This window comes from Sphingobacterium sp. UBA5996, from assembly GCF_002429765.1.
Taxonomy (GTDB): domain Bacteria; phylum Bacteroidota; class Bacteroidia; order Sphingobacteriales; family Sphingobacteriaceae; genus Sphingobacterium.
Map to the genome: position 1 here is coordinate 172447 of NZ_DJAS01000016.1, position 12445 is coordinate 184891.

The following is a 12445-nucleotide window of genomic DNA, read 5'->3' on the forward strand; positions in this document are numbered from 1 at the left end:
TTTGTAATATTGTATTACTCAGATAAAGAGCTTGCGTGTCTTCACACTCCATATGATGAGTGTATCCGCTGCAAATAATTAAGCTCTTATTTTAAATAATGGATTGATTTAAAAATATAAACATATTTATGAGTGGATTTAAACAGAGCGAGTTAATCAAATTAGTTGGACTAGCCTCAACAGATAGCTCTTTGGTACAGTTTTTTGAGCATCATGGTTTAGGAAAGTTGCCAAAAACAATCACTAGCAATCAGGGGACAAAAAGCATTATTTGTAAATCATTAAATATATCATTTTGGTTTGCTTACGATATTATTAATGATCATTATCAACCCCCAATTAGCCCTCGTAACGACAATTATAAATTTAAAGCTTACTTATCCAGCATCATCTTCACTCATAGAGAACATTCTGATAAACATCCTGATCCCAAACCTGAAGAATTTTGGGATGTACTCCCTCCACCGAGCGCATCTCGGGAAGAAACAGAAATGTTAATGGGTCCACCAGTGCATATTAATGATGACACCTGGAGCTATAAATTATCCATAGAGGAAGAAAAAATCCTTGTTTTGAACTATACTAAAAGTTCAAAAAACCAGCTATCCTATAATAGCTGGATATCGATACGTCAAGAATCAGAAATTGTAAGCCGAGTTTTCTATGATCGAAAAAATAATTTTGAGAACTTTCCTTTTTTAAGACGAGCACACACTTCGATTATCAAATGGTTGTTTGACAGCCGGTTTCTACGACTTACTGATGATGTATATCAGTTGCCACTAAAAGGGGATGCAGAAACTATTTTGGATTTTGTTGAACATCATCTCAAGAGTCATCTTTGGAAAAATCAATTGGTAGCTATTGATCAGCTCTCCAGTTTTTTATATCATATTACTACAAATAGAATACTAAAAGATCCTGAAGGTAATCGTGTATCGCTTTACATTCGCACTATCGTATTAGATATTTTAAATCAGGCTGAAGTGTTTGAACAGATTTATGAGCAGAATTTTAGCGCCACAGATCAGTTTCTAAATGATATTTTATTTGATGAAACGCTGTATAGCGATATTTCTACCGTTTTAACGGAAAAATTTAAATTATTTCAAAGCTGGAAAGCATCTCAATGATGCTTTCCAGATCTCGTTACATATTGCCTTTCTCTATGCCTACGTTATCTACTTTTTTCAAGCCCTACATCTGATCTAACTGAAAGATGGAGACCAATACAGTTTCTATGCTCCTTTGAAATATTTCTCAACCTCACCATTGGAAAGACCAAGTTTTTGGCATATTTCAGCAATAGTAAAACCTAGCTCTCTAAGCATTTCAATCTTACCTTCAATCTTACCTTCAATCTTACCTTTCTGAATTCCTTTCTGAATGCCTTTTTTTTCAGCCTTATCTAATAAATATTCTTGAGTGCCCATAGTATCGCTCCTTCCTATTTTTGTTTTTATCTCTTGTTCAAACTTAGATAAATTGCATACAAAAAGCAATTTATCGATCTCTCCTCTGCCATTTAGAACTAATCTTTTGAGGAAATATACCCAAAACTTCCTCATTATCAAAACTTACGTAGTAAGTTAGAAACCGTTATGAGCTTAGCTCATAACAGCATCATTTCCTATTAAAAAAAATTAAATCAATGATAATCATATAGCCCCTGGCGAGTGTCCTTATCCATGTCCCTTTTCATCATTTCATCATAGAGATCATGCTTTATTTCTTTCAATCCCTCATCGGTCACTTTCTTGTTTAATATGGCCATAAGTGCGGTTAGGACTATGACAGAAAATGGGTTCTCATTGGCTCTTAATTCCGACTCCTCCTGATGGAGGATCTTGTAACTGTTAAAGTCGTAGCGCAATGATGTTCCCATAAACTCCTGGGTAAAGACCTCCGGCTGATAACCTTTGTTGTCATCTGCCAAGATTGCAATAGCTGTAATTGGAACTTTGTAACGATCCCATATTCTATAAAAATAACGGAACATACGTTCGGCCAAATCGCCCCTGCCTTTATTGCTCTGTATCTCTACATGACACAGTACAAACTGCTCGCTGCCATCCTTTAAGAAAACTTTTACAAGCTTGTCTACATAACGGACCCCCTTGCCATTACTTTCCGGAGGGAATAATTGCTCAAACTCTTTATCGAGATAATCGAAGGGTTTGCTCAAATCAAAAACGGCATCAGCATTCGGAAAAATAAATCGTAAAAAATGCGAAAATGTTTGCTCCAGGATAGATTTCCACAGAGGGTCGTCGACACGCCTTGATCTTAGACTCATAATTTTTTATTAACTGGTTAACAATACTAAGATAACAAATAACAATAAAAAAAACTAATATATTTAGCAAACCACTACCTTTTGCGATCTATTGAAACAAATCCTAACGGTAGCATGTTCTCTGTGGATGTCACTCTTTATTCAATCATCCGTATTTCGTAGAAAACAAATCCATTTTTATGCTCAAATTGCCTATGACTTATATTTACAAAAAAACTGCAGCTGTTTGTATCGTTGTTTTACTCTTTTTGATGATGACCGTTCTATTCGTCAAAGCAACCACGTTATTACTCTTGCTATTTGGTGGAATACTATTTTCTATACTTTTTCATGCCATCTCTGCCAAAATAAGGCAATGGACAGGCTGCCATACCAAGGTATCCTTGTTACTCGCTATCGTTTGGGTGGTTGTATTCTGTAGTGGCATATCCTATTTTATTGGCAATACTGCTGTAACACAATATAAAGAACTCGCTGCTACATTGCCCGAAATGATTGACAATTTACAGCGTTACCTTGCCAATACAAACTGGGGTTCTTATCTCATCGACAACATTGATAGTGCCGAAGATCAGATGAATACCGTCATTCAGCATTTGCCCCAAGTGTTCAGTGGCACCTTTGGTTTTTTTGGAGATCTTTACGCTTTCTTATTCTTGGGCATATTCATTATGATCTCTCCTCGAGAGTATATGATCGGCATCCTCAGCCTCTTTCCAGATAAAAACAAGCAAACCGTAGAAACGGTATTAGATAAAGTAGGTGAGCAATTGAAGATATGGCTAAAAGTACAGCTGTTGGATATGCTTTTTGTTTTTACGCTCACCGCGATTTCGTTGCTTATTTTAGGTATTGACCTGTGGCTGATCTTGGCGTTGATTGCAGGACTGTTGACCTTCATTCCCAATTTAGGTCCTACACTGGCACTGATACCCGCTGCATTGGTCGGTCTGCTGGATAGCCCCGCAACGGCGTTGTATATTATCGCCATTTTTGTTGGCGTTCAAATTATAGAGTCTGCCGTATTCGCACCCTTTGTCCAGAAGAAAATGCTGTCCTTACCGCCTGCTATGGTGCTCTTTTTTCAGTTGTTAATGGGCACACTCACAGGCCCCTTAGGCTTACTATTTGCTACCCCGATCTTGGTCGCTATCGTCAATTTTGTTAATGAGATCTATGTCATGAGGGTATTAAAGCAAGAGACCGCAGGCGAGCTGATCGAAGAAATCGAAAACCTCGAAAAGGAGAATGATTCGGCTTGAGTAAGCGCTAATTATAATGCCTAAATTAAGTTTCCTTCCGTCTCAAAAGGAAATTTATATTAAAAAGGAGTAGCTGGCTAACAAAATAAATAATCAAGCATATAATAACTATCAGTTATTATAACTATCTTTAAAATTATTCTTAGATTATAAATTACCGTACTTGCTCATTCAGATTCCGATCCGGAGTATCCTATCGACGATACCTGGTTGGTGGCAACTATGCACACGATTTATGTCAAACTCAAAAAGGTTGTGGCTATACAGGGCTGTGAGCAACTTTAGGGCATTTATTTCCAATTTAAAACGCGCAGTTCCTATACATATGAAAAAAAAGGTTGAAAGGAAAAATAGTATTAATAAAAAGAAACGAGAGCAGCATAAAAAAGAAAGGGAATTCGTCTTATTTGTCGCTACAACATCCGATTATTTCTTCAGACCACGGACAATCTATCAAATGGCTGCCGACTTTTCGAATGAATATAGTTTCGAAATTACAGCAGAACGGATTAAATCCATTCTAAGATACATCGTTGTTGACGGCATTTTAAAGGCGCACAAAGTTCCCTATCATTACGGATTTGGTAATAAGCATGTATTATTTAGGACTTTCGTATATTATCATCCCGATCTCGATTGGAATGAAAATCCTGACCTAATAGCGGGCTACAAATGGATGCCTATCTATATTTTATAAAATTTGACTACAGTTTTTAAGATCTGAATTCTTTTTTTGCCTCAGCGTCAGAGGTATTGCTTTTTGAGCTGTGCAAGGTCACAGCCATTTTTATAACTTAATAACTTAACGATAAATTATTTTTTTCATGAAAAACATAGGGAAGACAATTAGATTACTTCGGATACAGAAAGGCTGGGAACAAATAAAATTTGCCAAAAAATTGAACTTATCTAATCCCGCTGTTTCAAAGATCGAAACAGGCGTTACCACTATTACGCTCTCTCGTTTAAACCAAATCGCAAGCGTATTAAATGTGACAACTGTACAGTTATTAGCTCAACATGTATTGCCTCAACGTAACAAAGGTAAAGCAAAAGAACGAGATGAGTGTGCTGAAATTTTAAAAAAAATACGACAACGTGAAGAAGAAATCATGCAAATTCAGACGAAGATTATACAACTCTATGAGGAACTATACAAAAAAGATACTGTTTAAACACAAGTAGCACAATACGCTGTTATAGCTGAAATTTATCGCATTAAAGCCACTCCTTTTCGGAAATGGCTATTTATCCAGTGTTTCAAAAACAGAATTCTGAGAACGATATTCCGGTACGATATCTTTGATCAGCTGCACCAGTTTCATTTTGTCACTATTTGGATCGGCGGTTTTCGCGAGTGCACACAATTGGTCAATTCTTGCCTTTTGCAGTGTCAGATCTGGCGTATTGACCTTAGCAATCATGATCTTTTCGTGATAGGTTTTCTCGGTATTCTCCCCGTTCGCGAGCAGCTCCTCAAAAATCTTTTCACCCGGGCGTAGACCGACGATCTTAATATCGATGTCTTCAGGATAGTTGTAGCCTTTTAAGCGAATCATCTGTTTTGCAAGATCCATTATTTTAACGGGTTCCCCCATATCAAAGACAAATATTTCGCCCCCTTTACCCATTACAGCTGCCTCCTGTACCAATTGGCAGGCTTCTGGTATGGTCATAAAATAGCGGGTGATATTTGGATCAGTAATGGTCAGCGGCCCACCTTTGAGCATCTGCTTTTCAAAAAGAGGAATTACAGAGCCATTAGAACCTAATACATTGCCAAATCGGGTGACAATAAAATTAGTTTTGGAGTGCATGTTGACCGTCGATATAGCAATCTCTGCTACACGTTTTGTGGCCCCCATTACATTCGTCGGATTTACGGCCTTATCGGTAGACACCATCACAAATTTGGATACGCCATACTTATCCGCCAACTGCGCTACATTATAGGAGCCCCATACATTCGTTAAGATCGATTCATAAGGGTTGGCCTCCATCAGAGGAACATGCTTATAGGCCGCTGCATGAAAGACATAAGTCGGTCTGTAAACCTCGAACAGCGTCTCCATAAATTGCGCATCCCGGACATTGCCTACCATAAAAAGGCAACGATCAAAATTTGCCGACGCGCTCAGCTCCTGCTGAATATCATAGAGCGAAGATTCAGCCTGATCCAATACGATGAGCTGCTTTAGGTCAGTATGTATAAGCTGACGCACCAATTCGCTTCCTATCGATCCAGCACCACCGGTAACCAGTACTATTTGGTCTTTCATCTCGGAGGCAATAGCCGGATTATTAAGGTCGATTGCTTTACGGCCCAAAAGATCTTCGATGCGCAAGCTTCGGATCTGCCGGGTTGCTACTTCGCCAGCCAACAGACGGGCCGTGTCTGGTATAATCTTAACGACCAAAGGAATCGGCTCAGCCAGTTTAAATACCTTATTTAATCTTTCAGGCGCTCTATTGTCTATCGCAACAATAAGCTCAGCTGCATTTCCATGCCGATTGACAAACTCCTTATTCAATTTATTAATATCGTGGATTCTAAATCCTTGGATACGGTTGCCAATACGATGCGGATTGTCGTCCATAATGGCCACAATGCGGTATTTAGTACGTGATGTTGTATGTATAAAATGAAAAGTGGTATTTCCCATATTTCCGGCGCCAAATAGAATCACGGGAATGCGATTGTCTTTACCTCCCCACATCAGTTCATGATACAAGGCCCGGTAAAACACTCGGCTAAACGTCATTCCAAACCCTGCGATTAGTGCATGAAAAAGAAGCTGGGTATCAGAAAAAGGAAAAGCGGCATGTAAGAACGAGGGCTGTATCCACTCCAATACTTTACATATAAGGACCGAAGAAAAATAGCCCAGTCCAATCGCAAATACCATACGTTGCAATTCACGGAGGCCAGTTTTATGTATAACGCCCTTGAATGTTCCCATTATAAGGAAACAGAAGAGATATATTGTAGAGACCAAAATAAGTTGTATGCGCAACGCATTTGGCTCAATGCCGCCCCTATGTTTGAAGATGAGCACATAGCTGGCAAGAAAGGATACAACTACTATGATCATATCTATTAAAAGAATGACCCAACGCGGCTTGTTAACGGACAAGCCCTCCCTCCATAAATTACTCATTCAAAATCTATTAAAATTTTCCTTTCCAAGTTTAAGGCCGCCCAAATATACCAAAATAAAGGGATGTTTAATAAAAAGATTACATCAATCTGGAAGATAATAAATAGCTTGTCAACTATATTATTCATATCAATTTTAGTGCCGTTAAATCGTTAAATAAACAATATAAATTATTACATTTGATAGTACGTATATTTCCAAAACCAAATGAACAATCAATTAAGGGATATTTTTTTTCAGTTATTACGGATCGGCCTTTGGGGGGAAGGGAAGCTTTCTCTCACCCAACCTTTGTCGGATGACGATTGGAAAAGTATCCTAAAATATGCGAGTAATCACACCGTTGAAGGAATTATTTATGATAGTTTTGCAATTTTACATGAAGATCAATTACCACCAATTGCTATACGTTTAAAATGGGCTGTCCGTGTGGATCAGATCGAACGTCACAATGTGAAGATGAATGCAGTGATTGCCGAACAGTTTACATTGTTTACGCAAAATGGTATCCGACCCATATTACAAAAAGGCCAAGGTGTAGCCTCTTATTATCGAATGCCTAATCATCGGATAAGTGGTGATATTGATTGGTGTTTCGAAGATGATGATTATAGCAAAGCAAGGTCTTTTTTGAAGGAAAAAAAAATCAAATTTCGAGATACTGGAGGATTTAGTTTAGACTATGATTATAAAGATATACACATCGAACATCACAAGAGGACATTTGATTTTCTAAATCCTTTTATAAAAAAGTATTTAAACAAGTTACTAATAGAGTATAAAAATCAGCACAAACTAATCAATATAAACGATTTTAAAATAACGTTATTGGCATATGAATTACAGCTTCTGCAAATTAATGTACATATCTTGAAGCATTCAATTACTTATGGAATTGGATTTCGCCAATTTTGTGATTCAGCACAACTATACCACAGAGTATCATCTAAAATTGATAAGAAAAAATTGTATCAAATTTATAAAACAACTGGCATTCTTAAATGGATACATCTTCTTCATAAATTGCTAGTTGATTATATAGGTCTACCACAAACTTCTCTTCCTTTTGAATATCCTCGTGATACAAATATAGATTGGATGATAAATGAAGTTTGGTATTCAGGTAATTTTGGTTTCGATGATGAAAGATTCAAAAATTCAGAACAATCATTGCTGTTTCATCGTCCAGATTCAGCTAAACGCTTATGGCGAAACTTTAAACGTTATGTCAGGTATGCTCCGAAGGAAACTATTGCTCTTCCAATAGTATATACCTATTCAAAGTTTTTAGGAAAAGATAGTGACTGAAAATGCGCCTCTATTACTATGTTGAAATAGAGACGCCATAAACTTTGTATTAAAAGTCTAAATAAATACTTTCATCGACAACCTTCTTCTCCGGCCATAAGCGTTGCGGATAATCACCGCGCTCAATTAATTGATGGATACTTTGTTGTACCTGATCCTTATCTTCCTTATACGTCACACCAAACCATTTTGCATCGGTTGGAAGAACAGAGAAGTTCGCGATACCTTGCTTCACCATATAATCTGGCAAATCGGGAATAAAGAATTCCGCTTTGGGGTTCTCATGATTTTGCTCCACAAAGTCAGGAAATAAGGCACGTGCAACCTCAAATATTTTGGGCGTAAATCCCCAAAAATTCATCGACACCCGTGTGTTGTCCGGTAACACAGTTTCTTTCTCCTCTTGTGCGTAGACAATAGCCACATCTTTTCGATAAATGTTCGTTCTTTCCGTAACACTTTGTAAATGATTCGTAGCATTTACTTCGCATACACCGCGAGAGACATACCCAAAGTCTGAGAGGGTATTTCCAACCTCAAATCCAACTAATGCCATCTCTGTATCATTGGCTTGATGCTGTAAAAAAGTAGCCATTTTCTGAAAGGCATCATAGCCATAAAAATCATCAGCGTTGATCACGCAGAACGGTCTATCCACTTCTTGCTCGGTACTCATTACGGCATGACCTGTTCCCCAAGGCTTTTGACGTTCTACGATTCGATCTACACCATATTTTTTCAAGTCAAAATCCTGATAAGCGTATGCAACTTCGATGGAATCCGGCAGCTTATCCCCGACATTACTTTTCATCACCTCTAAAAACTCCTCCCGAATCACAAAAACGACTTTCCCAAAGCCAGCCTTTATTGCATCATAAATTGAATAATCGATAATTTTTTCACCAAAGGGACCGAAGCACTCTACTTGTTTTGCAGAACCATAGCGGCTTGCCATTCCCGCAGCCAAGATGACTAGAATGGGTTTTTGCGAATACATTTCATTTCTTAACATGACTATTTGATCTTATCTGTTTGTTTGTTGTTTTCAATATGCCTTAAAAGATATTTCCCTTCTTATGATGAAGGACTAATTTCATATTTTGCGTTCGAGAATTTATAGGAAAATAGAAGCATAAAATAACAAAACATATGCCATTATTTATCCTTTCCCATTAACAAACTATGAAGAATTGATTAAAAAGAACCCTATAGGACCCTAAAATAGTGATGCCTCATCTTTTCTAAAGAGAGGCACCGCTATTACTTTATCATATTTATTATAATTTCTCTTCCTTTGTCTCTACTTCAGACTTATTTCCCTCAAGCTCTTCTGCCTTGACGCCCTTAGGATTGCTCCATAGTCTCTTTTTATAGGCATCTAGCTTTTCCTCCACTTTTTTACCGTCCAGTTGTTGGCCCCCATTTTCGGTATCTTTCAGATTTTGCAACATACCAGGCGAAGATTCCCTAACGATTGTACTTGCAAACTTGTTCTGTACAAAGAAATCGTCCATGGTCATATCATACAGCCCCTTATCTGGATCAGAAATATCGACCTGTATCAAGCTATAACGCAATTGCGGAAAATATAACCAGAATGCCGGCGTTGCCCCCACAGATTCTGCTAATTCTGCTGAAGTGGTGATATTCATTAAGGGCGCCACGCCAATGATGCGTGTCTCCAAACGGCTGCGTTGTTTATCAAAGAAAATATCTTCCTTTATTCTAAATTTGGTTACGCGCGCCGGATCAAATTCATTCAGCGCCATTTTCGAATCGATCTGATTACCCTCGCCATCAAAGATTGGAACCAGCACGCTATCTGCAAATCGAGCCATGCCCTCTTGAGCGCTTAATCGCCCTTTAAACGAATCATCATCCGGACTATAGAGTGATAGTTTTCCCTTTTCAATGGCTTTCATGATCACTTCAATCAATGAATTGCCCGGCACTGCCAATAGATTATTTTTTTCATCCTTGAGATCAATATCGCGCCACACTCGTTTGTAAAAGCGAATATTCTTTTTATTCACCTCGGGATAAGCAAAAGGTACAGCATCCTCCATACTATTGGCCTGATAAAAGCCATCCGTTAGTGGAATAGTATCCTGGATCACCTCTCCTGCAGGGATAGGCGTTGAGGCCCCCGTTTGCAACATCCGCTGCTGTGCAGGTACAGTATCTATTGTGGTTTCTTGTTGTGCAAACAATGACCCAACTCCAAAAGCCATCGCCGCTATCAAAATTATTTCTTTTTTCATCGTTATCGATTTTTATAGTATGCCACAGCGAATTAATATTTGCGCGTTTTACTTTGTACGGTTGGCATTTCAAATGCCGACATTACACAACGGAATCCAATATAAGAATGTGGTTCATAATCTACTGAGTAGTTTCTGGTTTCACTATTTAACTGCTCCCCGTTATCTTTCCAAGATCCGCCGCGCACCACTTTACGTTTCAACGCATCGCCATCCTTTTCATCAGCGTCGTAGAGTAGCGCTGGGTTTAAGTCATTCACAAAAACAACTGCTGAGGGGCTGTAAGCATCTAGCGTCCATTCAGACACGTTACCAGCCATATTATAGACACCAAAAGCATTTGGCATATACGACTTCACTGGAAGCGTAAACGTAGCACCATCACGGGAATATGTCCCTTCACCCTGTTTAAAATTGACAGCCAGTTTCTTTTTACCTTCTGTTCCATCAATGGTCATGCGCGATCCCGCAATAGTATCTTGTGGATCCAATTTACCCGATGCCGCATATTGCCATTGCGCTTCGGTTGGCAGGCTTAAGCTTAGCTGATACCCATTGAGATAAGAATTTTTCAATACCGTAGCGGCCATTTCATTTGCACGCCAGTCGGTAAATGCACGCGCCTGTCTCCAAGTAACCCCCACTACCGGATAATAATCAAACGAAGGGTGGGTAAAGTAATTCGCATCTAGCGATGCAAGTTGCGCATTCGGAAAATCTTTAGTCCAAATATCTTCAACCGGCATTACTGCCACAGTATCCGTTACATATTTCTTTTTTACATTCCCTTTCGATTGAAGGTAAGAGAAACGATATCTGATCATTTCCGGATTGAGTGCTCGTCTATTCCCCTGCATTTCAAGCATAGGGGCAATACGCTCCTGGATAGCAGGATCGTTACTTTTCCAAATTGGCGATATCTTTTTTACTTTTGCCCAATTGATCCGCTTTTGTCCCACCTGTTCGCCTGCGACATCCAAAAAATATTGGTCATCATTTAGATAATCCGTTACAGCAACCGAGTCTGCCACCCAGTTAACAAATTCACGGTATTGTTTATTGGTTACTTCCGCTTCGTCAATAAAAAATGCACTCACACTCACATTTTTCCCGACGTTTCCGCTATCCAATGATCCTTTGAACAAAATGGTTCCCGAGGGAATATACACCATTCCAGGAGGGGGCGGTAACTTTCCGCCTTTAAAAGCATTTACTTTTGGCGCTTTGTACATCGCCGTATTCGATTTGCACGCTGTGAAACCTATTAAGATAGCTAAAGAAAAAAGCGCGAAAAAACGATTCCCTTTATAACTTTTTAGTATGTTCATTATTATGTGATTTAGATTTAAACTGGCTTATTTACGATTGAATAATGCATATTTCACTCCTAGAGAAACAAAGCCATATTGGTCATTCTTACTATTTATAACGCCATCTAGGTTATCGTTAAACGTCAATGTATGCTGATAATTTACATTGATTGCCCATTGCGGTCCGTAGAGCGTACGGCCGAAAGGAATGTCGACGCCAACATTTAAAGGAACCACAAAATGAATTTCACCTGCATCTTTGCTGATCTCTCCGCCTACCGATTCCAAATAATTGGCATAGAGCGGAGAAATATTTTTGGCAATTCGGTTTTTAACCAACCCCGCCCCAGCACCAACATAGATATTCGACAAGATACGAGATAGGGTATTAGCTTTTAAAGTATAGTAGCTATAATTTTCAGCTCCGTCCAAAAATTGCCCCACACGGACCTTTCCATTAATATTTCCGGCGAAATACCGATTCTTAAACTCGCTCTCATAACCATTCCCCGCTAATGTTCCCTTTTCACCATGTAATCCGACAGAGATAAAAGGTGTGATCAGATAGTCAAACTCCCCATAGAATGCAAACTTTGACTCTACATTTCCCATGTCTGTAAGATTAATGGTTCCTCCAGCTCCTGCACCAATACTAACTGGTCTGGAGAACTGCGCAGAAACAGAACTACATATGAGGCAACATGAAGCAATAAAACTAAATAATAAAAGTTTTTTCATTTGGTTGAATGTATTTAAATAATTAAAAGAACGGCTTAGTCATATAATAGCAGTATATAAAAAATCCCAAGTCGTTTTCTACGACTTGGGATTGAACAACAATAAGGCCAAA

Annotated in this window: 12 protein-coding genes; 5 read left to right on the forward strand and 7 right to left on the reverse strand. The window is 38.6% G+C overall.

Features of this window, described 5'->3' with window-relative positions; genetic code table 11:
- Positions 1 to 128 precede the first annotated feature (128 nt).
- Entirely contained in the window at positions 129 to 1133 is a 1005-nt protein-coding gene (locus B3E00_RS12730; RefSeq protein ID WP_293938682.1) for a hypothetical protein, read from the forward strand.
- 105 nt (positions 1134 to 1238) lie between these two features.
- Here B3E00_RS12730 and B3E00_RS12735 read toward each other — a convergent pair whose 3' ends face one another.
- Both B3E00_RS12735 and B3E00_RS12740 read right to left on the reverse strand, forming a co-directional pair.
- A complete protein-coding gene (locus tag B3E00_RS12735) occupies positions 1239 to 1568 on the reverse strand; it encodes a hypothetical protein (RefSeq protein WP_293938684.1) in 330 nt (109 codons plus the stop codon).
- Between the two features lie 80 nt (positions 1569 to 1648).
- Positions 1649 to 2296: a hypothetical protein gene (locus tag B3E00_RS12740; protein WP_293938686.1), complete on the reverse strand. Its 648-nt coding sequence runs from the start codon at positions 2294 to 2296 to the stop codon at positions 1649 to 1651.
- A gap of 179 nt (positions 2297 to 2475) precedes the next feature.
- On the opposite strand from B3E00_RS12740, the gene B3E00_RS12745 reads away from it, so the two are divergent.
- From B3E00_RS12745 to B3E00_RS12755, 3 genes are all read left to right on the forward strand, one after another.
- Positions 2476 to 3558 carry an AI-2E family transporter gene (locus B3E00_RS12745; RefSeq protein WP_293938688.1) on the forward strand — a complete coding sequence of 361 codons (1083 nt, stop codon included), beginning with the start codon at positions 2476 to 2478 and terminating at the stop codon, positions 3556 to 3558.
- A gap of 325 nt (positions 3559 to 3883) precedes the next feature.
- The gene (locus B3E00_RS12750) at positions 3884 to 4255 is read left to right on the forward strand and encodes a hypothetical protein (protein ID WP_293938690.1); all 372 of its coding nucleotides are present in this window, start codon (positions 3884 to 3886) and stop codon (positions 4253 to 4255) included.
- Between the two features lie 127 nt (positions 4256 to 4382).
- Positions 4383 to 4733: a helix-turn-helix domain-containing protein gene (locus tag B3E00_RS12755; RefSeq protein ID WP_293938692.1), complete on the forward strand. Its 351-nt coding sequence runs from the start codon at positions 4383 to 4385 to the stop codon at positions 4731 to 4733.
- Between the two features lie 69 nt (positions 4734 to 4802).
- On the opposite strand, the gene B3E00_RS12760 is transcribed toward B3E00_RS12755, so the two are convergent.
- Positions 4803 to 6716 carry a polysaccharide biosynthesis protein gene (locus B3E00_RS12760; protein WP_293938694.1) on the reverse strand — a complete coding sequence of 638 codons (1914 nt, stop codon included), beginning with the start codon at positions 6714 to 6716 and terminating at the stop codon, positions 4803 to 4805.
- Between the two features lie 207 nt (positions 6717 to 6923).
- Here B3E00_RS12760 and B3E00_RS12765 point away from each other — a divergent pair, with 207 nt between their 5' ends.
- Positions 6924 to 8024: a nucleotidyltransferase domain-containing protein gene (locus B3E00_RS12765; RefSeq protein WP_293938696.1), complete on the forward strand. Its 1101-nt coding sequence runs from the start codon at positions 6924 to 6926 to the stop codon at positions 8022 to 8024.
- Positions 8025 to 8073: 49 nt separating this feature from the next.
- On the opposite strand, the gene B3E00_RS12770 is transcribed toward B3E00_RS12765, so the two are convergent.
- From B3E00_RS12770 to B3E00_RS12785, 4 genes are all read right to left on the reverse strand, one after another.
- Entirely contained in the window at positions 8074 to 9036 is a 963-nt protein-coding gene (locus B3E00_RS12770; RefSeq protein ID WP_293938698.1) for a nucleotidyltransferase family protein, read from the reverse strand.
- A 265-nt stretch (positions 9037 to 9301) separates the two neighbouring features.
- Positions 9302 to 10285, reverse strand: a complete 984-nt coding sequence (gene gldN, locus B3E00_RS12775; protein WP_293938700.1) for a gliding motility protein GldN — start codon at positions 10283 to 10285, stop codon at positions 9302 to 9304.
- A 32-nt stretch (positions 10286 to 10317) separates the two neighbouring features.
- A complete protein-coding gene (locus B3E00_RS12780; RefSeq protein WP_293938701.1) occupies positions 10318 to 11613 on the reverse strand; it encodes an SUMF1/EgtB/PvdO family nonheme iron enzyme in 1296 nt (431 codons plus the stop codon).
- A 27-nt stretch (positions 11614 to 11640) separates the two neighbouring features.
- Complete coding sequence (locus B3E00_RS12785; RefSeq protein ID WP_293938703.1) at positions 11641 to 12333, reverse strand: hypothetical protein; 693 nt, start codon at positions 12331 to 12333, stop codon at positions 11641 to 11643.
- Positions 12334 to 12445: the final 112 nt, after the last annotated feature.